At 68.8% G+C, this 19,950-nt stretch carries 21 protein-coding genes; 8 read left to right on the forward strand and 13 right to left on the reverse strand.

Going from position 1 to position 19,950, the window contains the following annotated elements; translation table 11 throughout:
* Positions 1-6: 6 nt before the first annotated feature.
* Positions 7-1,020: an aldo/keto reductase family protein gene (locus tag KV397_RS01785; RefSeq protein ID WP_047524861.1), complete on the forward strand. Its 1,014-nt coding sequence runs from the start codon at positions 7-9 to the stop codon at positions 1,018-1,020.
* Positions 1,021-1,283: 263 nt separating this feature from the next.
* Here KV397_RS01785 and KV397_RS01790 read toward each other — a convergent pair whose 3' ends face one another.
* From KV397_RS01790 to KV397_RS01805, 4 genes are read right to left on the reverse strand one after another with little or no spacing between them, the layout of a single operon-like run.
* The gene (locus tag KV397_RS01790; protein WP_205802365.1) at positions 1,284-2,204 is read right to left on the reverse strand and encodes a carbohydrate ABC transporter permease; all 921 of its coding nucleotides are present in this window, start codon (positions 2,202-2,204) and stop codon (positions 1,284-1,286) included.
* Positions 2,201-3,166, reverse strand: a complete 966-nt coding sequence (locus KV397_RS01795; RefSeq protein WP_047522105.1) for a carbohydrate ABC transporter permease — start codon at positions 3,164-3,166, stop codon at positions 2,201-2,203. The genes KV397_RS01790 and KV397_RS01795 overlap by 4 nt, the downstream gene beginning before the upstream one ends.
* A gap of 3 nt (positions 3,167-3,169) precedes the next feature.
* The gene (locus KV397_RS01800) at positions 3,170-4,480 is read right to left on the reverse strand and encodes an ABC transporter substrate-binding protein (protein ID WP_047522103.1); all 1,311 of its coding nucleotides are present in this window, start codon (positions 4,478-4,480) and stop codon (positions 3,170-3,172) included.
* Positions 4,481-4,536: 56 nt separating this feature from the next.
* On the reverse strand, positions 4,537-5,772 hold the full coding sequence (locus tag KV397_RS01805; protein WP_047522101.1) for an aminotransferase class V-fold PLP-dependent enzyme: 1,236 nt from the start codon (positions 5,770-5,772) through the stop codon (positions 4,537-4,539).
* Between the two features lie 165 nt (positions 5,773-5,937).
* Between KV397_RS01805 and KV397_RS01810 the strand changes: the two genes are divergently transcribed.
* On the forward strand, positions 5,938-6,621 hold the full coding sequence (locus KV397_RS01810) for a FadR/GntR family transcriptional regulator (protein ID WP_134352329.1): 684 nt from the start codon (positions 5,938-5,940) through the stop codon (positions 6,619-6,621).
* A gap of 127 nt (positions 6,622-6,748) precedes the next feature.
* Here the strand turns inward: KV397_RS01810 and KV397_RS01815 are convergent, their stop codons facing one another.
* The gene (locus KV397_RS01815; RefSeq protein WP_261812018.1) at positions 6,749-7,264 is read right to left on the reverse strand and encodes a glycine cleavage system protein R; all 516 of its coding nucleotides are present in this window, start codon (positions 7,262-7,264) and stop codon (positions 6,749-6,751) included.
* Between the two features lie 109 nt (positions 7,265-7,373).
* Here KV397_RS01815 and KV397_RS01820 point away from each other — a divergent pair, with 109 nt between their 5' ends.
* Positions 7,374-7,898 (forward strand): DnaJ family domain-containing protein, encoded by a 525-nt coding sequence (locus KV397_RS01820; protein ID WP_261812019.1) that lies wholly within the window; start codon positions 7,374-7,376, stop codon positions 7,896-7,898.
* 4 nt (positions 7,899-7,902) lie between these two features.
* Here the strand turns inward: KV397_RS01820 and KV397_RS01825 are convergent, their stop codons facing one another.
* Genes KV397_RS01825 through KV397_RS01840 form a run of 4 tightly spaced genes read right to left on the reverse strand, consistent with a single transcriptional unit; the run spans position 7,903 to position 11,200 of the window.
* Complete coding sequence (locus tag KV397_RS01825) at positions 7,903-8,961, reverse strand: PLP-dependent cysteine synthase family protein (protein ID WP_131493403.1); 1,059 nt, start codon at positions 8,959-8,961, stop codon at positions 7,903-7,905.
* A 22-nt stretch (positions 8,962-8,983) separates the two neighbouring features.
* Entirely contained in the window at positions 8,984-9,796 is an 813-nt protein-coding gene (locus KV397_RS01830; RefSeq protein WP_047522094.1) for a GntR family transcriptional regulator, read from the reverse strand.
* Entirely contained in the window at positions 9,796-10,200 is a 405-nt protein-coding gene (rbsD, locus tag KV397_RS01835) for a D-ribose pyranase (protein WP_047522092.1), read from the reverse strand. Before rbsD ends, KV397_RS01830 begins: the two co-directional genes overlap by 1 nt.
* Positions 10,201-10,237: 37 nt before the next feature.
* A complete protein-coding gene (locus tag KV397_RS01840) occupies positions 10,238-11,200 on the reverse strand; it encodes a ribokinase (protein WP_261812020.1) in 963 nt (320 codons plus the stop codon).
* 118 nt (positions 11,201-11,318) lie between these two features.
* Between KV397_RS01840 and KV397_RS01845 the strand changes: the two genes are divergently transcribed.
* The gene (locus KV397_RS01845; RefSeq protein ID WP_261812021.1) at positions 11,319-11,981 is read left to right on the forward strand and encodes a transaldolase family protein; all 663 of its coding nucleotides are present in this window, start codon (positions 11,319-11,321) and stop codon (positions 11,979-11,981) included.
* A 19-nt stretch (positions 11,982-12,000) separates the two neighbouring features.
* Here KV397_RS01845 and KV397_RS01850 read toward each other — a convergent pair whose 3' ends face one another.
* Positions 12,001-12,678: a FadR/GntR family transcriptional regulator gene (locus KV397_RS01850; protein WP_131493407.1), complete on the reverse strand. Its 678-nt coding sequence runs from the start codon at positions 12,676-12,678 to the stop codon at positions 12,001-12,003.
* A gap of 47 nt (positions 12,679-12,725) precedes the next feature.
* Here KV397_RS01850 and KV397_RS01855 point away from each other — a divergent pair, with 47 nt between their 5' ends.
* Positions 12,726-13,586 (forward strand): amidohydrolase family protein, encoded by an 861-nt coding sequence (locus KV397_RS01855; protein WP_261812022.1) that lies wholly within the window; start codon positions 12,726-12,728, stop codon positions 13,584-13,586.
* Positions 13,587-13,723: 137 nt separating this feature from the next.
* Here KV397_RS01855 and KV397_RS01860 read toward each other — a convergent pair whose 3' ends face one another.
* Positions 13,724-14,473 (reverse strand): SDR family NAD(P)-dependent oxidoreductase, encoded by a 750-nt coding sequence (locus KV397_RS01860; RefSeq protein ID WP_248570402.1) that lies wholly within the window; start codon positions 14,471-14,473, stop codon positions 13,724-13,726.
* Positions 14,470-15,330, reverse strand: a complete 861-nt coding sequence (locus tag KV397_RS01865) for a fumarylacetoacetate hydrolase family protein (protein WP_261812023.1) — start codon at positions 15,328-15,330, stop codon at positions 14,470-14,472. The genes KV397_RS01860 and KV397_RS01865 overlap by 4 nt, the downstream gene beginning before the upstream one ends.
* A gap of 124 nt (positions 15,331-15,454) precedes the next feature.
* Between KV397_RS01865 and KV397_RS01870 the strand changes: the two genes are divergently transcribed.
* Positions 15,455-16,750 carry an L-fuconate dehydratase gene (locus KV397_RS01870; RefSeq protein ID WP_232763298.1) on the forward strand — a complete coding sequence of 432 codons (1,296 nt, stop codon included), beginning with the start codon at positions 15,455-15,457 and terminating at the stop codon, positions 16,748-16,750.
* Positions 16,737-17,723 carry an aldo/keto reductase gene (locus KV397_RS01875; RefSeq protein ID WP_261812024.1) on the forward strand — a complete coding sequence of 329 codons (987 nt, stop codon included), beginning with the start codon at positions 16,737-16,739 and terminating at the stop codon, positions 17,721-17,723. Before KV397_RS01870 ends, KV397_RS01875 begins: the two co-directional genes overlap by 14 nt.
* 115 nt (positions 17,724-17,838) lie before the next feature.
* On the opposite strand, the gene KV397_RS01880 is transcribed toward KV397_RS01875, so the two are convergent.
* On the reverse strand, positions 17,839-18,840 hold the full coding sequence (locus KV397_RS01880; RefSeq protein ID WP_261812025.1) for a LacI family DNA-binding transcriptional regulator: 1,002 nt from the start codon (positions 18,838-18,840) through the stop codon (positions 17,839-17,841).
* A gap of 195 nt (positions 18,841-19,035) precedes the next feature.
* Here KV397_RS01880 and KV397_RS01885 point away from each other — a divergent pair, with 195 nt between their 5' ends.
* Entirely contained in the window at positions 19,036-19,905 is an 870-nt protein-coding gene (locus KV397_RS01885) for a sugar phosphate isomerase/epimerase family protein (protein WP_261812026.1), read from the forward strand.
* Positions 19,906-19,950: the final 45 nt, after the last annotated feature.

A 19,950-nucleotide genomic window follows, 5' to 3' on the forward strand; every position in this document is an offset into this window, starting at 1 on the left:
TGATCCATGGTCAACTATCGCTATCTCGGCAACAGTGGTCTCAAGGTCTCGGAGATCACCTACGGCAACTGGGTCACCCACGCCTCACAGGTCGGCGACGATGCCGCCGTCAAGACCGTGCATGCCGCCCTGGACGCGGGAATCACGACTTTCGACACCGCCGACACCTACGCCAACACGGCAGCGGAGGTCGTTCTCGGCAAGGCACTCGAGGGGCAGCGCCGCGAGGGGCTCGAGATCTTCACGAAGGTCTACTTCCCGACCGGTCCGAAGGGCCCGAACGACACCGGGTTGAGCCGCAAGCACATCTTCGAGTCGATCAACGGCTCGCTGCAGCGCCTCGGCACCGACTACGTCGACCTGTACCAGGCGCACCGCTTCGACCACGAGACTCCGCTGGAGGAGACGTTCCAGGCGTTCGCCGACGTCGTCCGTCAGGGCAAGGCGCTCTACATCGGCGTCTCGGAGTGGACGGCCGAGCAGTTGCGCGAAGGGCACGCACTCGCGAAGCAGCTGGGGATCCAGCTCATCTCCAATCAGCCGCAGTACTCGATGCTGTGGCGCGTCATCGAGGGCAAGGTCGTTCCGGCGTCCGAAGAGCTCGGGATCTCGCAGATCGTGTGGTCGCCGATGGCACAGGGCGTGCTCAGCGGCAAGTACCTGCCGGGGCAGCCGGTGCCCGAGGGCTCGCGCGCGACCGACCCGCACAGCGGCGCCGACTTCATCAAGAGCTTCCTGCAGGACGACATCCTCACCGCGGTGCAGCGTCTGAAGCCGATCGCCGAGGAAGCCGGCCTGTCGATGCCGCAGCTCGCGATCGCGTGGGTGCTGCAGAACCCGAACGTCGCGGCCGCGCTGGTCGGAGCTTCCCGTCCGGAGCAGTTGGCGGAGACCGTCAAGGCCTCGGGTGTGAAGCTCGACGCCGACACGCTCGCCGCGATCGACACCGCGCTGGGCGACACGGTCAACCGCGACGCCGAGCACACCTACTCGGTGTCTCCGAAGTCCCGCCTGGTCTGACCACCCGCCCGCCTCGTCCGGTTGTCGCGTCCGGTCGTCGCATCCGGTCGTCGGGTCGTCGCGAGGGTCGACGCCCCCTCTGCCCGCCGAGGCCCCCTCTGAATCCTGCGAATCAGAGGGGGCCTCGGCGGTGGAAGGGGGTCTCGGCGAACGCGACGGACGCGACGGGCGCGACGAACGCGACGGACGCGACGGGCGCGACGGGGCGCGACGGACGAGACGGGCGCGACGGGGCGCGACGGACGAGACGGGGCGCGAGGGGGTTACTCCTTCACGGCGCCGGCGGTCAGGCCCTGCACGATCCAGCGGCTCGCGAGCGCGAACATCGCCATGGTCGGCAGGATCGTCAGCACCGCTGCGGCACTCATCGACCCCCAGTCGATGTTGAACGTCGAGATGAAGCCGTTCAACGCGGAGGGCACGGTGCGGTTCTCATCGGTGTTCATGAGCACGACCGACAGGAACAGCTCGTTCCAGCAGTTCACGAAGTTGAAGATGAACGCCGCGATGATGCCGGGCGTCATCACCGGGACGAGCACCCGGAACAGGGCTCCGAGGCGGGAGCATCCGTCGATCATGGCGGCCTCTTCGAGGGCATCGGGCACGTTCTCGAAGAAGCCCCTCAGCATGACCGTCGAGAACGGGATGCAGATCGCGATGTAGACGAGGATGAGTCCGGGCTTGGTGTCGACCAGCCCGAGGTCCGTCATCATCGAGTACAGCGGTCCCAGCGCGATGAAGGCCGGGATCATCTGCGTCAGCAGGAACGCGATCAGGATCGCGCCCTTGCCCCGGAACTCGAAGCGAGCGAGAACATAGGCGCTGAGCAGGGCGATGAGTGTCGCCACCGCACCGCCGACGACCGCGACCAGGGCCGAGTTGCCGAGGAACACCCCGAACGAGCTCTTCTCGAACAGACTCGTGAAGTTGTCGAGCGAAGGCTCGCTCGGCCAATACTCGATCGGGAACCTGTTGATCGTCCCGGGCGACTTGAACGCGGTCAGCGCGATCCAGTACAGCGGGAACAGCGTGATCACGAGCCAGAGCCCGAGACCCACGACGCGGATGACGCCGCCGACCGTGACCCGCGGCTTCGGACGCGGGGCGGATGCCGGATCGGGCACGGTGATCCGGCGGGTCTCGGTGACCGAGGAGCCCGTGCGGGAGGTGTCTGTCATGGTCATCGCTGCACTCTCCGCATCGCCATCAGGTAGAACGCGCAGAACACGAACAGGACGGCCATCACGATGAGGCCGATCGCGCTCGCGAAGCCGTAATTGCCCTGCTGGGTGTAGTTGATCATCCAGGTCGTAATGATGTGCGTCTGGTTGGCGGGTCCGCCGTTGGTCATCGCGTAGATGATGTCGGGGAAGTTGAAGATCCAGATCACTCGCAGCAGGATCGTCAGCAGCAGCGTCATCGAGATGTACGGGATGATGATCGAGAAGAGCTGACGGACCTTGCCGGCGCCGTCGAGGCTCGCAGCCTCCAGCATCTCGTCGGGCACCGACTGCAGAGCGGCGAGGATCATGATCGCGAAGAACGTGACCCCGTACCAGACGTTGGCGACGATCACCGCGAACATCGCGAGCTTCGGATCCGCCAGCCAGGGGAGGGGGGCGTCGATCAGTCCTGCCTTCATGAGCAGGTCGTTGACCACACCGAACTCCGCGTTGAACATCCACCGGAACAGCATGCCGATCAGGAAGCCGGACACCGCCCAGGGGAAGAACACGAGCGCCTGGTAGACGCCGCGGAACCGGAACCGCTTGCGCAGGGCGAGCGCGATCAGGAACCCGATCACGAGCTGCGGCACGAGCGAGCCGACGACCCAGAGCACGGAGTTCCCTGCCACCGTCGGGAACGCGGGGTCACGGAACACCGCGAGGAAGTTGTCGAAGCCGACGAACGGCGTCGACGTGAGGTCCCACAGGTTCCAGTCGTGGAAGGCCATGCGCGCGCCCTGCAGCATCGGCCAGTAGGTGAACCAGCACACGAAGACGACCGCGGGGGCGAGGAACGCCAGCAGCGTCCATGCCTGGCGCCCTCGGAACGGACGACGTCGACGGGATGCCGGGGAGGCCCCGACGGCTGCCTGCTGCGAAGCAGTGCCGACGGAGCCTCCCTTCTGAGCGGTGCGGGCCACAGGTCAGCCCTTTTCCGCGGCGTACTTCTCGGTCCAGAACGCGTCCCACGAGGCCAGCAGGTCGCTGGTCGACATGTTGCCCAGCAGCACGTTCTGCACATCCTGGTCGGACTTCTGGATCCACTCGGTCCACCAGCTGACCCCGCGCGGCTGGCGCACGTTGACGTAGGTCTCGGGGTCTTCCGTCATGGTGACGTAGCTGGTCCAGGGGCCCGACGAGTAGAAGTCGTCATCCGCTGCAGCCGTGATGATCGGCACCAGGCTGTTGGCCTGGGCGAACTCGGTGGCGGGCTCGGCCGACGAGAGGAACTCGACCAGCTTGACGGCCGCCTCCTTGTTCTCGCTGTTCTCGGCGACGCCCCACCCGGCCACGGCGAGCGGCTGCGCGGCCTTGCCCGAGGGGCCGACGAGCAGCGGAGCGGTGTCCCACTGGTCTTCGGTGAGGGAGGAGTCCTGCACGGTCGCGATGACCTCGGGGTCCTGCAGCAGGAACGCGGTGGTGCCGTTCGTGAAGCCGGCGACCATCTCGGGGTAGCCCCACGAGACGGCGGAAGGCGGGGAGGCCTCCGTGAACAGGTCGAAGTAGTCGTCGACGGCATCCTGCGCCTCGGGTGCGGCGAAGATCGTCGAGCCGTCCTCCATCAGGAAGGCGTCCTCGGTGTCGAGACCGTCGATCGTGTAGGCCTCGATGGCCGCGACGACGTTGCTGTTCGCGTTCTGGCCCCCGCGGAACGCGTAGCCGTAGATGTTGTTCGAGGGGTCCTGGATCGCGGACGCCTGCTCGAGCAGGTCCTTCCAGCTGTGCGGGGGTCCGTCGAAGCCGGCGTCCTTCACGAGGTCGGTGCGGTAGAACAGCGACAGCCCGTAGAAGCCGTACGGAACGAAGTAGCTCTTGCCGTCGGCGGCCACGGACGCGGACTGCGCGTTGTCGGTCAGGGCGTCCCAGCCGTCCCACTTCTCGAGGTCGGGGCCGAGGTCGTACAGCCAGCCGTTGTTCGCGAACGGTCCGACGGTGATGTCGCGCACCTCCAGCACGTCCACGCCCTTGCCGGACTGCAGCATCTGCTGGATCTTCGCGTCGGCCTGCTCGGTGGGAGGGGAGACCAGGTTGACCGTGATCTTCGGGTTGTCCTTCTCGAACTCGTCGAGGAGTCCGCGGATGAGCTCGGTGCGGGCCGGGTTGGTCAGGCTCTCGACCATCTGCAGGGTGACCGTGCCGTCGGCCGACGGGCCGGAGCTCGCGGAACAGCCGGTGAGAGCGAGGACGGCGACGGTGCCGAATCCCGCTGCTGTCGTCAAGATCTTGTTCTTCACGAAGTGCCTCTCGGTTGGGGTGGGTGGGTGTTGCGGTCGGGTGAACGGTGGGCGGATCAGGGCAGGACGAGGGAGTCGGCGCGGCGGATGCCCGCACGGCTCAGGATCTGCGGGACACACCGCTCCACGAAGGCCTCGTAGTCGGAGGCCTCGTTGTAGAGGTGCGCGGAGAGTCGGAAGTAGCCGATACCGCGGAAGCTGGTGAAGGCCGTCTCGACGCCGACCTCATCGAGGAGATCCATGCGCAGGGCGTCGGCCTCTTCCCGTGTCGCCCCCAGCCCGAGCGGCAGACGCACGAGTCGCATCGACGGCACAGGGGAGGGGAGCGGGGTGAGCGGGTCCTCGTCGCCGTAGGGGCGCAGGGCTTCCGCGATCAGCTCGGCGCCGGCATCCGCGATCTCCGTCATCGCTGCGCGTGCGGCAGCCCAACCGAACTCGTTTTCGATGAAGTCGATGGCGGTCGGGGTGGCCAGGTAGGTCGTGGCGTCGATCGTGCCCTGGGTGTCGAAGCGGGAGGGGTACGGTTCGCGCGCCGCCCACGAGTCGATGAGTGGCCACAGTTCGTCGCGGTCGGGGGCGGAGGTGACCAGCAGTGCGGAGCCGCGGGGCGCGCAGGGCCACTTGTGGAGGTTTCCGAACCACCAGTCGCCGCCCGCGACGGCAGCCGCGTCCGGGACGAGGCCGGGGGCGTGAGCGCCGTCGACGAGCGTGCGCACCCCGCGCTCGGCCGCCGCCTCGGCGATGCGCCGTGTGGGCAGCATCCGTGCGGTCGGCGACGTGATCTGGTCGACCACGATCAGACGGGTGCGGGGGGAGAGATGATCGGCGAAGAGCTGCACGATCTCGTCGTCGGAGGAGAGCAGCGGGAGGGCGACCGTGCGGACGCGGGCGCCGAACCGGCGGGCGAGGCGCTCGGCCCCCATGGTGATGGCGCCGTAGCCCTGGTCGGTGACGAGGATCTCGTCCCCGGCTTCCAACTGCAGCGCGTTGTAGACCACGGTGGCGGCGGCGGAGGCGTTGGGGACGAAGACGCTGTCCTCCGTCCGGGCACCCACGAAGGGCGCGGTGCGTTCGCGGGCATCCTGCACACGCTCCGCGATGCGGGGGAACCACTCGACCGGACTGAGATCCGCGCGGCGGCGAAGAGCGTCCTGATGCGCGACGACGGCGGAGGGGACCGCGCCGAAGGATCCGTGGTTGAGGTGGATCACCGCCGGGTCGAGGGGCCAGGCGTCACGGGCGCGCACGCCGGAGTTCAGCGTGAGCGGTGCGGGGAACAACGGTGCGGGCATCAGTCCTCATCGATGAGTGGGGCGAGTTGTTGCACAACTTTGCCACACGAGCGCGAAAACTGCCACGAAAACAGGAAGGATGAAACATAGTTGTCATACGAGTTCCCTGCGAAGGGGAGTTCCGCCAGACTTCACGAGGGGTGGGGAGTGTCAGAGAGGATCACGATGAGCGCACTCGACACGGCGCTGCACGGGTTGCGGGCGCTGATCGCCGACGGTGCGCTGCGGCCGGGGGACCGGCTGCCGAGTGAAGGGGAACTGTGTGAACGGCTCGGTGTCTCCCGCGGCTCTCTCCGCGAGGCGATCCGGATGCTGGCCGCACTCGGTGTGCTCGACACCCGGCACGGATCGGGGAGCTATGTCAGCGAACTGCGCGCGGCCGACCTGATCGGCAGCCTGTCACTCACGGTCGGACTGCTGCCGATGGCGGGGGTGCTCGAACTCACCGAGCTGCGCCGGGTGCTCGAACCGCATGCCGCCGCGCTCGCCGCCGCCCGCATCGACGACGAGACCGTGGAGTCCCTGGACCGCGTGCTCGACGAGATCGAGGCGACCACCGACTTCGAGGTGCAGTCGCGCCTCGACCATGAGTTCCACATGGCGATCTCCGGGGTGGCGGGGAACGAGGCGCTGACCAGTCTGATCGACGTGTTGCGTTCGCGTTCGCGGGCGTATCGCATCTCCGATCCCGAGGATGCGGCCGAGCTCAAGATCCACTCGGATGCGGGGCACCGCGCGATCCTGCGCGGCCTGGCGGCGGCGGATCCTGTCGCCGCGAGCGCCGCGGCCTCGGCGCACGTCGCGTACACGGAGTACTGGGTCCGGCGCTACTCCGGCCTCGAGGACTGAGTCTGCGCGCCGACACCCCCTCTCGCGCCGACACTCCCTCGGGAGGCCGACACCCCCTCTGCGCGTCGAGACCCCCGCGGAGTGACGTGTGCTGGCGGGGGCGTCGGCGAGGTGCGGGGGTCTCGGGTCAGGTGATGGTGATGTCGACCTGGATCTCGGTGGCCAGGCGCTCGAGGTCGGCGCGCAGGGCGTCGAGGTCGACCGTGGCGGGGACCTTCGCGACCACCGAGGCTTCGAACAGACGGCCGCCCGCCATCGCGGCATCCCGGGTCTCGGTGGCCAGCTCCTCGATGCTCAGTGCGTGCGTGCTCAACACGGTCGAGATCTCCCGCACGATGCCGGGGCGGTCGTTGCCGAGCACCTGGATCTCGAGCAGCCGATCGTCCGCGGCGACGGTCTCCGGGGTGCCGGTGAGCACGGCCAGGGTCAGCAGCCCCTGACCCTGCAGGCCGCGCAGGGCGGAGGTCAGCTCGGCCTCCTTGTCGTCGGCGACCGAGAGCTCGATGACACCGGCGAACGTGCCGGCGAGTTCGGCCAGCGAACTGTTCTCCCAGTTTCCGCCGTACGCGTCCACGACATCGGCGACGGCGGCGACGAGGCCCGGACGGTCTGCACCCGCGACGGTGAGGATCAGAGTAGTCATGCGGCCAGCGTACGGGGGAGTCCGGGGATGGTCGGCGAACTTACCGAGTGCCCCCGTGATTCGGGTAGCCTCCACAGTGAATCGAGCACGCCATCGAAGGGGGCTGCTGATGCATGACGCCGAGGAAGACGAGGGTGACACCGCCGGTGCCGGGGGCCCGCCGCGATGGTCGACGACCGAGGAACGCTGGGCCGCGGTCGAGCTGAACATCCAGATGGCGATCCGTCGCGGCGAGTTCGACGATCTGCCCGGTGCGGGAAAGCCCATCGAGAATCTCGGCCGCACTCACGATCCCGACTGGTGGATCCGGCAGAAGATCGAGCGGGAGAACCTCACGGGTCTGGCGCCGCCGGTGTTCCAGTTGCGCACGGAGGATGCGAACCTTCGAGCCGTCCTCGACACCTACTCTCAGGAAGAAGACGTGCGTCGGCACGTGGAGGACTTCAACTCCCGCATCCGTGCGGCGCGGATGCAGTTGACGGGCGGGCCCCCGGTCGTCACGCCGCTCCGAGACGTGGATGCGGAGGTCGACGAATGGCGCCGTCGGCGGCGGAAGCCCGATGGTCCGACCGCACCGACGCCGTCGACTCCAGCGGCCCCTCGGCGGCGGTGGTGGCGCCGCTCGTCGACCTGAACCGTCACTCCGCCCAGTCGCCGGTCTCCAGGAAGCCCTCCAGCCGTGCGCGGTGCGGGGCGAGGTCCCACCCCTGCTGCGCCACCCACTCGTCCGAATAGTAGGTGCCGGCGTAGCGGATGCCGCTGTCGCAGATCAGGGTGACGACACTGCCGGTCTCACCCGCGGCGCGCATCCGGGCGATCAGCTGGAACGCGCCGTAGAGGTTCGTGCCGGTGGACCCGCCGGCCCAGTGCAGGGTGCGCTCGCGCAACAGGCGGATCGCGGCGATCGAGCCGGCATCGGGGACACGGATCATCTCGTCGATCACGGTGGGCACGAACGACGCCTCGACCCGCGGGCGACCGATTCCCTCGATGCGGCTCGGACGCCCGGCGGGCGGATCCACGGTGCCGGCCCATCCGTCGTAGAAGGCCGAACCCTCGGGGTCCACGACCGCGACCTTGGTGTCATGCCGACGGTACTTCACGTAGCGTCCGAAGGTCGCGCTCGTGCCGCCGGTGCCTGCACCCGTGACGATCCACGTGGGGATCGGATGCCGCTCCTGGGCGAGCTGGCTGAACACGCTCTCGGCGATGTTGTTGTTGCCGCGCCAGTCGGTCGCGCGCTCGGCGAACGTGAACTGGTCGAGGTAGTGGCCGGTGCAGTCGGACGCGAGGCGCTGCGCCTCGGAAGACATGTCCTCGGCGCGGTCGACGAAGTGGCAGGTGCCGCCGTAGAACTCGATGAGGTCGATCTTCTCCTGCACCGTCGAGCGCGGCACGACCGTGATGAACTTCAGCCCGAGCATCCGAGCGAAGTAAGCCTCGGAGACGGCGGTCGATCCGCTCGAGGACTCCACGAGCGTGGTGTCTTCGTGGATGCGTCCGTTGACCAGGCCGTAGAGGATGAGCGAGCGCGCGAGGCGGTGCTTGAGGGAGCCGGTGGGGTGCACGGACTCATCCTTGAGATACAGGTCGATGCCCCATTCGGGCGGCAGCGGGAAGAGGTGCAGATGCGTGTCGGCGCTGCGGTTGGCATCGGCTTCCAGCAGGGCGATCGCGGTGCTGGTCCAGTCGCTCATGCCCTCGACACTACCGGGCGACTCAGCCCACCGTCCCGGCGCGCGAGGCCCCGCCATCGCCATCGACGTGCAGCAGGGAGGCCTGCGACTGCTCTTGCTGGAGCTGGAACTCGAAGCGCGACCGGTCACCGCGGTGATAGGCGACGAAGTACTCGATCGGTGCACCGTCGGCGCTGCGGCTGATGCTGCGCAGGCGCAGCAGGGCCGAGCCGGCGCTGACGCCCAGGAACTGCGCCTGTTCGTGCGTCGCCACCGTCGCCTCCGCCGAGCGCACGCCGTGCGTCGCGACGATGTCGTGTTCGGCGAGGAGCCGGTACAGCGACCCCTCGGTCAGGTCGGCGCCGAGCGTCACGGAGCCCGTGGCCTCCGGCATCCACGTCGTCGACAGCGACCACGGCTCGCCGTCGACGTGCCGCAGGCGCTCCAAGACGACGACCGGGGAGTCGACGGGGAGCTCGAGCGCGAGCGCGACCTCCTCGTCGGCTGTCGTCCGTTCGTGTCGCAGGACGTCGCTGTGCACGTGTCCGCCGCGGCGCTCGACGTCGTCGTACAGACCCACCAGCGTGTGCACGAGACTCTCGCTCGTGCGAGGGCGGGAGACGAACGTACCCTTGCCCTTCACGCGCTCCACGAGCCCTTCGTGCTCCAGCTGGGCGAGCGCTTGGCGGACGACGGTGCGCGAGATGCCGTACCGCTCGCAGAGGCGGTGCTCTCCCGGCAGCGGGTCGCCGGGCTGCAGGCCGTCGCGGGCGATGCCGTCGATGATCAGCTGGCGCAGCTGGTCATACATGGGGGCGGCGGAGTGGCGGTCGATCGCGTCGTCGACGGTGACCATCAGTACGCCACCCCCGCGTGCAGGATCACGTTGGCGTAGGGGGTGAACTCCCCGGAGCGCACGAACGCGCGAGCGCCCTGGCTGAGCTTCTTGAACTCGACGTGGGGGATGAGCTCGATCTCGAACCCCATGCCGGCGAACCGCTCCCGCAGTGCGGCCAGCACCTCCGGGCTCTTCTCGGCGACCTCGGCCGAGACCGTCGCCCCCTCGACCACCATCTCGGCGAGCACGGTGTCGAGCACATCGAGGAACTCCGGAGCGCCCGGGCGGTACGCCAGGTCGATGCGCTCGGAGCCGGGAGGGATGGGCAGCCCGGCGTCGGTGACCACGACGAGGTCCGTGTGCCCGGTCTCGCTGATCACGCGGGAGAGCGCGGGATTGATGGTGGTGGCCGTCTTGCGCATGTGTGTCCTCGGTTCTCCGCAGGTCCGGTACAGGAAGTCAGTTCGCGACGGGCGCGGTCAGGCGTGCGGTCAGGAACGCGTCGACCTCGGCACGGTGCGGAAGGCTGGGCGATGCGCCCTGCTTCGTGACCGTCAGCGCACCGGCGGCTGTGGCCAGGCGCACGGCGTCCGCCAGGGTGCTGCCGTTGGCGAGCGCGGCACCGAGGTACCCCGCGTACGCATCTCCCGCCGCGGTCGTGTCGACCGCCTCCACCGGGAACGGCGGGATCACGGACGCGCCTTCCGCGGTGACGACGCACGATCCCTGGCCCGCGAGGGTGATCACCGCCGCGCCGACTCCCTGCGCGAGGAACCAGCGTCCGGCGCGTTCGGCCGATGCGGCATCCGTCACCTCGATGCCGCTGATCAGCGTCGCCTCGGTCTCGTTGGGGGTCACGATGTCGATGCTCCGCCAGATCTCGGCGTCCAGCTCGGCGGCCGGGGCCGGATCGAGGATCACGGTCATGCCGAGTTCGCGTCCTCGCGCGGTGATGTGCGCGGTGAGCGCGGAGGGGGTCTCGAGCTGGGTGAGCAGCACCGAGGTCGTGGGGGCGAGAGCCGTGAGCGCCTCGTCGATCTGCGGGGCGCTGAGGGCGGCGTTGGCGAGCGGCACCATCACGATGTCGTTCTGCGCGGAGGAGTCGACACGGATGTGCGCGATGCCGGTGGGACCGGGAACCGTGCGCAGATGCGTGAGGTCGACCCCGGCCGCGGTGAGCCCGTCGACCACGAGGTCGTGGAACAGGTCGTCTCCGACACAGCCGACGAAGCTCGTGCGCGCACCCGAGCGTCCGGCCGCGACGGCCTGGTTCGCTCCCTTGCCACCCAGCATGAGGGTGAACTCGTCTCCCAGGATCGTCTCGCCCCGTGCGGGCAGGCGCCCGGAGAACGTGGTGACGTCGGCCGTGACGCTGCCGACGATGACGACACCGGAGCGGTTTTCGGAGTGTGCGGGGGTCATCTTGCTCCTGATCTTCCTCGACGGCAGGTGTAGCCGACGCTTTGACAGATCGCGGTGGCTGTCATTACATTAGCCGAATCCCTACCTGTAACGACAGGTTGTCCGCGAGGAGACCCCGATGACCCCGATCGCGCCACGCCTGTACGTCGACAGCGCCGATGTCGACCGCGTCTCCCGGCTGCTCGCCACGGGCGTGGTGCACGGCGTGACCACGAACCCGACCATCCTGGAACGGGGAGGCCGCACCGCCGCCGAGATCCCCGAGCTCTACGCCCGCTGGGAGTCGGAGGGGGCGAAGGAGATCTTCTTCCAGACCTGGGGCGGCGACACCGCGTCCTTCCTCCGCAACGCCGAGGGCATCCGCGCGCTGGGTGACCGGGTCGCCGTGAAGGCGCCCGCGACGTCTGCGGGGTTCGTCGCGGCATCCGCGCTCGTGCGCGACGGCGCGACCGTTCTGGTGACCGCCGTGTATTCGGTCGCGCAGGCGCTCGCGTGCGCGTCGATCGGGGTGCAGTACATCGCTCCGTACCTCGGACGGATGCGCGATGCCGGGCTCGACGGCGATGCGACGATCGCGCGGATGCAGGAGGTGTGCGCGGGCAGCGACTCGAACGTGCTCGCCGCGTCGCTGCGCTCGCCGGATGACATCACGGGCTTGCGCCTGGCCGGCGTCCCGTACTTCACCGCCGCCCCCGACGTGCTCGACCGCGTGCTCCTCCATGAGGTGAGCGACAGCTCCGCGGCGGAGTTCGACGCCGCGATGGTGCGCCTGGGGGCATGAGCGGCGCCCGCCGCTGCTGTCAGCTCGCCGCGGCCTGACGCAGCCAGCGCTCGACGCCTGCGATGTGCGCGGTGGCCAGCGAGGTCGCGAGAGCCGAGTCGTGCTGGGCGATCGCATCGGCGATGGCCCGGTGCTCCGACAGGGTGCGCTCGACGGCGCCCCCCTCGGTGAGGCCTCGCCACACGCGCGCGCGCACGGTCTGGCTGCTCAGGTGCTCGATGAGGCTCGCGAGGTACGCGTTGCCGGACATCGCGACGATCTCCCGATGGAACCGGATGTCGTGATCGACGAGCGCCTCGATCGTGACCGCCGCATCGACCGAATCGACCTCGGCCTGCAGCTCGGAGATCTTCTCGTCGGTGCCCAGGGTCGCCGCGAGTCCGGTCGCCTGTGACTCCAGCATCCGGCGCACCGCGAAGATCTCGAGCATCGAGTCGTCATCGTGCATGTCGACGACGAACGAGATGGCCTCCAGCAGCAGGTGGGGTTCGAGGCTCGTGACGTAGGTGCCGTCCCCCCGACGCACATCGAGGACGCGGATGACCTCGAGCGCCTTGACCGCTTCGCGCATGGAGTTGCGGGAGAGTCCCAGCCGCTCGGAGAGCTCTTTCTCGGGGGGAAGCCGGTCGCCGGGGGCGAGCTCGCCTGCCACGATCATCGCCTTGATCTTCTCGATCGCCTCGTCGGTGACTGCCATGAGCGTCATCCTAGCGATTGATCGGATGTCTCCGGCAGGATGGAGGCATGCGCGTTCTCGATTCACATCTGCACCTCTGGGATCCCGAGGTTCTGACCTACACCTGGCTCGAAGGTCCTCTCGCCGGAAGGTTCGGCGGCAGCGAGCTCGAGCGAGCGCGGATCGAGGATGCCTCCGAGGTGACGGCCGTGTTCGTGCAGGCCGGGGCGCGGGAGGACGAGTCCCTCGACGAGGTGCGCTGGGTCGCGGGCCAGGCGGGGGAGCTCGGGGTGGTCGGGATCGTGGCGGGCGCGCGGCTGGACGGCGGCACGGACACGACCGTGCACCTGGAGGAACTCTCGTCCGAGCCTCTCGTGGTCGGCGTGCGACACCTCCTGCAGGATGAGCCCGACGGCACGGCCCTGTCCACCGCGTTCGTGACGGGCGCGCGCGAGGTCGCCGCCAGGGGCTGGACCTTCGATGCGTGCGTGCGGCACTCGCAGCTCCCGGATGTGGCACGCCTGGCCGGAGCGATCCCGGAACTGCGGATCGTGCTCGACCACCTCGGCAAGCCCGCGGTCGGGACGGCATCGGCTCCGCTCGCACCGCCGTCGGAGTGGGAGCGGGATCTGGCCGAACTCGCCCGGCATCCCCTCACCTTCTGCAAGATCTCCGGTCTGCCCGCCGAGGCCGGTGGGGAGTGGAGCGCTGAGCAGCTGATCCCGTTCCTGGACGTGGCGGCCGACCTGTTCGGGCCGGAGCGGATGATGTGGGGAAGCGACTGGCCGGTCTCCGCCGTCAGTGGCGCGGGCTACGGATCATCGTCGCGTGCCCGGTGGTTCGACACGGTCGCCGCGTGGGCGCACTCGCGCGGCCTCGACCAGACAGCCCTCTTCCACGACACCGCCGCCGCCTTCTACTCCCTCTGACCCCGCCCCGCCCCCGTCCCGCGCGTCCCGCCCCCGTCCCGCGCGTCCCGCCCCGCGCGGGACGGGTGCGGGATCGAAATCGCACCTCCGTGGGCGTGTTCAGGTGTGTTTTTGATCCCGCACGGGAACGAGGGGGGCTACTCCGCGCGGAGGCGCAGCTGGGCCATGCCGCCGTCGACCTCGATGAAGGTGCCGGTGGTCGAACCCGCGGCAGGGCTCACGAGGTATGCGACGGCGGCGGCGACTTCCTCGGGGCTCACCAGACGTCCGTGGGGTTGGCGGGCTTCCAGTGCCGCGCGCTCGGCCGCGGGATCGACCGCCGAGTCGAGCAGGCGTCCGACCCACGGGGTGTCGGCGGTGCCCGGGTTGACCGCGTTCACGCGGATGCCCTCGCGCAGGTGGTCGGCGGCCATCGCGCGGGTGAGGGCGGAGACGGCACCCTTCGAGGCGCTGTACAGGGCGCGCTGCGGCAGTCCGGTGGTCGAGGCGATGGATGCCGTGTTGCACACCGAGGCCGACGGGGACTTCCGCAGCCAGGGGAGTGCCGCCGCGGTGACGCGGGCGATGCCGGTGACGTTGACCGAGAGCACGCGGGCCCACTCGTCGTCGTCGTTCGCGGCGATGTCGCCCTGCGCGCCGATCCCGGCGTTGTTGACGACGATGTCGATGCGTCCGAACTCGTCGGCGACGGCGGCCACCGCTGCGTCGACACTCGCTCGATCCGAGACATCGGCCGTGAAGGCGGCGAAGGCGGGGTCAGCCGCCGCGGTGTCCCGGTCGAGGACCGCGATGGTCGCGCCGTCGGCGTGCAGTCGCTGCGCGATCGCCGCGCCGATGCCGGATGCTCCGCCGGTGACGATCGCCACCAGTCCGTTCAATGCACTCATCTCCGGGCCTCCCATGCCACGAACTCCTGCCGTTGGCGGCCGAGGCCGTCGATCTCGATCTCGACCACGTCGCCCGCGGCGAGGTAAGGGTACTTCCCCGAGAGGGCCACGCCCTGCGGGGTGCCGGTGAGGATGAGGTCGCCGGGCTCGAGCGTCACGTACTGCGACAAGTGGTGCACGATGTGCTCGACCGTGAAGATCATGTCGCTCGTGTTCGAGTCCTGCCGCGGTTCGCCGTTCACGAAGCTGCGCAGGCCGAGCGCCTGATGGTCGACCTCGTCGGGGGTGACCAGCCAGGGGCCGGTGGGGTTGAAGCCCGCCGCGATCTTCCCCTTGGACCACTGTCCTCCGGAGACGGTCATCTGGAAGTCGCGCTCGGACACGTCGTTCGCTGCGACGAAGCCGGCGACGTGCGCCATGGACTCCTCGGGGCTGTCGAGGTAGGCGGCGCGGGTGCCGATCACGATGCCGAGCTCGACCTCCCAGTCGGTCTTGACGCTGCCGCGGGGGATCGTCACTGTGTCGTTCGGGCCGACGACGGTGTTCGGGGTCTTGAGGAAGAGGATGGGGATGGTGGGCGGCTCCGACCCCGACTCCGCCGCGTGGGCCGCGTAGTTCATGCCGATGCAGATCACGGCGCTCGGACGGGCGATCGGGGCACCGATGCGCATCGACGCGGCATCCGCGAGTTCGGGGAGCTCACCGGCATCGCGAGCGGCCGCGATGCGGGAGGCGAAGTCGCTCTCGAGGAACGCTCCATCCACATCGGATGTTACGGGGCGGAGGTCGAGGTATCGGTCACCCTCCACCAGGACGGGGATCTCAGTGCCAGGGGTGCCGAGCCGCGCGAACTTCATGTTTCTCCTGATCGGTCGGGAAGCCGCGACAACGCGGCTGGTCTCGTTGACAGTATAGACATCGGATGTTTACACTCCAAGAGATCCGCGCGGAAGAAATCAGCCGCGCATGGAGAGGAATCCCGTGAGCCGTATCGTCGCCCTCGACACCACCGACATCCGCTTCCCCACGTCCCTGAGCCTGGACGGGTCGGATGCGATGAACCCCGACCCGGACTACTCGGCGGCGTACGTCATCGTGCGCACCGATGCCGATGATGACATCGACGGTCATGCCTTCGTCTTCACGATCGGCCGTGGCAACGACGTGCAGGTCGCGGCGATCGATGCGCTCGCCGGGCACCTCGTCGGGCGCGAGATCGAGCCGCTGCTCGATGACATGGGCGGCACCTTCCGTGAGATCATCGGCGACTCGCAGCTGCGCTGGCTCGGGCCCGAGAAGGGCGTCATGCACATGGCGATCGGCGCGGTCATCAACGCGCTGTGGGACATCAAGGCCAAGCGCGCCGGGCTTCCGCTCTGGCAGCTGCTCGCCCGCATGACGCCGGAGGAACTCGTCGATCTCGTCGACTTCCGCTACCTCACCAACGCGCTCACCCGCGAGGACGCCCTCGAGATCCTGCGCGCCGCCGAACCCGGCCGCGCCGAGCGGGAGCAGCAGCTCCTCGCCAGCGGGTACCCGGGCTACACCACGAGCCCCGGATGGCTCGGATACTCCGACGAGAAGCTCGAACGCCTCGCCCGCGAGGCCATGGCCGACGGCTTCACCCAGATCAAGCTCAAGGTCGGCGCCGACCTCGACGACGACATCCGCCGCTTCCGCAAGGCGCGCGAGGTGTGCGGGCCCGACTTCCCCATCGCGATCGACGCCAACCAGCGCTGGGAGGTGTCGGAGGCCATCGAATGGGTGAACGCGCTCGCCGAGTTCCACCCCGCCTGGATCGAGGAGCCCACCAGCCCCGACGACGTGCTCGGTCACGCCGAGATCGCCCGGGGCATCGCACCCATCCGGGTCGCCACCGGCGAGCACGCCCAGAACCGCGTGATCTTCAAGCAGCTCCTGCAGGCCGAGGCCATCTCGGTCATGCAGATCGACGCCGTGCGCGTGGCAGGGGTGAACGAGAACATCGCGAACCTCCTGCTCGCCGCGAAGTTCGGCGTGCCGGTCTGTCCGCACGCCGGCGGAGTCGGCCTGTGCGAGGCCGTCCAGCACCTGTCGATGTTCGACTTCGTCGCGGTCACCGGGACCCGCGAGGGCCGCATGATCGAGTTCGTCGACCATCTGCACGAGCACTTCGTCGTGCCCACCGACATCCGCGGCGGCTCGTACATGGCGCCGACCGCGCCGGGAACGGGCATGGAGATGAAGGCCGACAGCATCGCGACCTACTCTTGGACGGGTGCGCATGTCGGTGCCTGATCCTCTGGCGGGGCCTGACCGCCTTCCCGTTCCCGCCCTCGGCTACGGGGCCGCGAACGTGGGCAACCTGTTCCGACCGCTCAGCGACGACGAGGCCTGGGCCGTGCTCGATGCGGCGTGGGAGAGCGGCATCCGCTTCTACGACACCGCGCCGCATTACGGTCTGGGGCTTTCAGAGCGCCGGCTCGGAGCCTTCCTGCAGACCAAGCCGCGGGATGAGTTCGTGCTCTCGACGAAGGCGGGGCGTCTGCTGCGACCGAACCCCGACCACGCCGGTGGCCTCGACACCGCCAACGACTTCCACGTGCCCGACGACCTGCAGCGGGTGTGGGACTTCTCGGAGGCGGGGATCCGTGCGAGCGTCGACGAGTCCCGGGAGCGTCTCGGCATCGAGCGCATCGACCTGCTGTACCTGCACGACCCCGAGCGACACGACCTCGACCTCGCGCTCGCGGAAGCCCTCCCCGCGATGGAGCAGCTGCGGGCCGACGGCGAGGTCTCCGCGATCGGCATCGGCTCGATGGTGTCGGATGCTCTCGCCGCAGCCGTCCGTGCCGCCGACCTCGACCTGATCATGGTGGCCGGCCGGTACACGCTGCTCGAACAGCCCGCCGCGGTCGACGTGCTGCCCGCGTGCCGGGAGACCTCGACCGGGATCGTCGCGGCCTCCGTGTTCAACTCCGGGCTGCTCGCGTCGAACGAGCCGCGCCGCGACGGGCGTTACGAGTACGGGCAGCTTCCGGACGAGCTGTGGGATCGGTTGGTTCGTATCGCCGCCGTGTGCGCCGACCACGAGGTGCCGCTACCCGCCGCGGCGATCCAATTCCCGCTGCAGTCCGACGTCGTGAGCTCGGTCGTGGTGGGCGGCAGTCGCCCAGCGCAGCTGCGACAGAACGCGGAGTACGCCGCACTCGACATCCCGACGTCGCTGTGGGCGAGCCTCGCGGAGGAGGGGCTCATCCCCACGGTCTGACCCGCCTGTGCCGCGTTCATAACTCCTCAACGATTGCCCAGATCGAGCGGTTGCGGTCCTCGCGGCCCGGTGTGCGGGCAATATCTGAGGAGTTGTGAACGACGCAGGGCCGTGCTCACCGTCCGACCGTGGACTCCCGCACGATGAGTTCAGCGGGGAAGGGGGTGGTCGCGGGCGGCGGTGCCGTGGGGTCGGCGAGCTGCTGCAGGAGAGCGGCTCCGGCGGCACGGCCGATCTCGTAGCCGGGCTGCCGCACGCTCGTGAGTGGTACGACCCCCTGGTGTGCCTGGGCGACGTCGTCGAAGCCGATGAGGGCGATCTCCTCCGGGACCCGGATGCCATGACGCAGCAGCTGCGTGAGCACCCCGAGTGCCACCATGTCGTTCGCAGCGAACACCGCGTCCGGGCGCTCGGTGACCGGCATCGCGATGATCTGCTCACCCGCACGCAGTCCGTCCTCGATCGCCAGGTGCGACACGTCGATGATCGACAGGTTCGTGTCGGACCCCGAGACGGCCTCACGCAGCCCGGCGAGGCGGTCGTTCGACTGACTCACCGCCGGATTGCCGAGGAAGAGGAGGCGTCGTCGGCCGAGATCCAGGAGGTGTTCGCCTGCGAGCTGCCCACCGCCGCGGTCGTCGAACAACACGGATGCGACCTTCGATGATTGCCGGATCGGACCCACCACGACCGAGCGGATACCGCGGTCGGCCAGCCCCTCCAGGCGCGGCACCACGTCGCCGAGCGGATAGATGACGATGCCCTGCACCCGGTGCGCCTCGAACATGTCGAGGTTGCGCCGTTCCTGCGCATCGTCGCGGTCGCTGTTGCTGAAGAACAGCGACCATCCCCCCTCGCGCGCCACGTCTTCGACCCCGCGCGAGAGGTCGTGGAAATAGGGCAGCCAGGCGTCGAGCAGGATCAGCGCGAGGGCCTTGCTCGACCCGGCGCGCAGCTGTCGTGCGGACTCGTTGGGCACGTAGCCGAGCTGTTCGATCGCCGCCCGCACCCGTTCCCGACTCGCGGATCCGAGCACATGCGGGTGGTTGAGGTAGTTCGAGACGGTGGAGGAGGAGACTCCGGCGAGGGCGGCGACGTCCTTGACGCTCGCGGGCATGGAACTCCTTCGTCGAACCGCGTCGATCGGGAACGGCGACCGCGTCGGTCGCCTCAGGATAGCGGAGGAGTTGCAACGTGCCAAGAAAGTTCTTGACAGTGTCTGGCGTGCGACGTAGCGTGGCACGCACACCGGAATTGGCACGTGCCAATTCCGGGACGGCGACGGTGCCGCACACCCGCTGTGAGAGGTCTCATGAACATCGGATGCCACGGGCTCGTCTGGACGGGGAACTTCGATGCCGAGGGCATCCGTCTGGCGGTGCGCAAGACCAAAGACGCGGGCTTCGACCTCATCGAGTTCCCGTTGATGGATCCGTTCTCGTTCGACGTCGCCGTCGCGAAGGATGCGCTGGAGGAGTACGACCTCGCCGTCAGCGCCTCCCTCGGACTCTCCGACGCCACCGATGTCACCAGCTCCGACCCTGCGATCGTCGCGGCCGGTGAAGCCTTGCTGATCAAGGCCGTGGATGTGCTGGCGGACCTCGGGGGCCAGCACTTCTGCGGGGTGATCTACAGTGCCATGAAGAAGTACATGGAGCCGGTGACCGCTGCGGGGCTCGCGCGCAGCCGCGCCGCGATCGCCCGCGTCGCCGACCACGCCGCCGAGCGCGGCGTCTCGGTCTCGCTCGAGGTCGTGAACCGCTACGAGACCAACGTGCTGAACACGGCGCGACAGGCTCTGGGGTACGTCGCCGAGGTCGATCGGCCGAACCTCGGAATCCACCTCGACACGTACCACATGAACGTCGAGGAGTCGGATATGTTTGCGCCGGTCCTCGACGCGGCTCCCGCCCTGCGCTACGTGCACATCGGAGAGAGTCACCGCGGGTACCTCGGCACCGGCACGGTCGACTTCGACACGTTCTTCAAGGCGCTCGGCCGCATCGGCTACGACGGTCCGATCGTCTTCGAGTCGTTCTCCTCGGCGGTCGTCGCTCCCGACCTCAGCCGCATGCTCGGCATCTGGCGGAACCTCTGGAGCGACAACGACGAACTCGGCACCCACGCCAACGCGTACATCCGCGACAAGCTCGTGGCGGTCGACTCGATCCGCCTTCACTGAGCCGGAATCCACCGGCGACACGATCGGAAGATCAAGATGTCATTA

Origin of the sequence: Microbacterium aurugineum (assembly GCF_023101205.1) — a bacterium.
In the GTDB taxonomy this organism is placed as follows: Bacteria; Actinomycetota; Actinomycetes; order Actinomycetales; family Microbacteriaceae; genus Microbacterium; species Microbacterium aurugineum.

What these genes read in the sequence shown, in the direction of transcription:
- KV397_RS01785 (WP_047524861.1), top strand. Translation starts at nt 7, where the DNA reads ATGGTCAACTATCGCTATCTCGGCAACAGTGGTCTCAAGGTCTCGGAG.
- KV397_RS01790 (WP_205802365.1), bottom strand. Translation starts at nt 2,204, where the DNA reads ATGACCATGACAGACACCTCCCGCACGGGCTCCTCGGTCACCGAGACC.
- KV397_RS01805 (WP_047522101.1), bottom strand. Translation starts at nt 5,772, where the DNA reads ATGCCCGCACCGTTGTTCCCCGCACCGCTCACGCTGAACTCCGGCGTG.
- KV397_RS01810 (WP_134352329.1), top strand. Translation starts at nt 5,938, where the DNA reads ATGAGCGCACTCGACACGGCGCTGCACGGGTTGCGGGCGCTGATCGCC.
- KV397_RS01815 (WP_261812018.1), bottom strand. Translation starts at nt 7,264, where the DNA reads ATGACTACTCTGATCCTCACCGTCGCGGGTGCAGACCGTCCGGGCCTC.
- KV397_RS01820 (WP_261812019.1), top strand. Translation starts at nt 7,374, where the DNA reads ATGCATGACGCCGAGGAAGACGAGGGTGACACCGCCGGTGCCGGGGGC.
- KV397_RS01825 (WP_131493403.1), bottom strand. Translation starts at nt 8,961, where the DNA reads ATGAGCGACTGGACCAGCACCGCGATCGCCCTGCTGGAAGCCGATGCC.
- KV397_RS01830 (WP_047522094.1), bottom strand. Translation starts at nt 9,796, where the DNA reads ATGGTCACCGTCGACGACGCGATCGACCGCCACTCCGCCGCCCCCATG.
- rbsD (WP_047522092.1), bottom strand. Translation starts at nt 10,200, where the DNA reads ATGCGCAAGACGGCCACCACCATCAATCCCGCGCTCTCCCGCGTGATC.
- KV397_RS01840 (WP_261812020.1), bottom strand. Translation starts at nt 11,200, where the DNA reads ATGACCCCCGCACACTCCGAAAACCGCTCCGGTGTCGTCATCGTCGGC.
- KV397_RS01845 (WP_261812021.1), top strand. Translation starts at nt 11,319, where the DNA reads ATGACCCCGATCGCGCCACGCCTGTACGTCGACAGCGCCGATGTCGAC.
- KV397_RS01850 (WP_131493407.1), bottom strand. Translation starts at nt 12,678, where the DNA reads ATGGCAGTCACCGACGAGGCGATCGAGAAGATCAAGGCGATGATCGTG.
- KV397_RS01855 (WP_261812022.1), top strand. Translation starts at nt 12,726, where the DNA reads ATGCGCGTTCTCGATTCACATCTGCACCTCTGGGATCCCGAGGTTCTG.
- KV397_RS01860 (WP_248570402.1), bottom strand. Translation starts at nt 14,473, where the DNA reads ATGAGTGCATTGAACGGACTGGTGGCGATCGTCACCGGCGGAGCATCC.
- KV397_RS01865 (WP_261812023.1), bottom strand. Translation starts at nt 15,330, where the DNA reads ATGAAGTTCGCGCGGCTCGGCACCCCTGGCACTGAGATCCCCGTCCTG.
- KV397_RS01875 (WP_261812024.1), top strand. Translation starts at nt 16,737, where the DNA reads ATGTCGGTGCCTGATCCTCTGGCGGGGCCTGACCGCCTTCCCGTTCCC.
- KV397_RS01880 (WP_261812025.1), bottom strand. Translation starts at nt 18,840, where the DNA reads ATGCCCGCGAGCGTCAAGGACGTCGCCGCCCTCGCCGGAGTCTCCTCC.
- KV397_RS01885 (WP_261812026.1), top strand. Translation starts at nt 19,036, where the DNA reads ATGAACATCGGATGCCACGGGCTCGTCTGGACGGGGAACTTCGATGCC.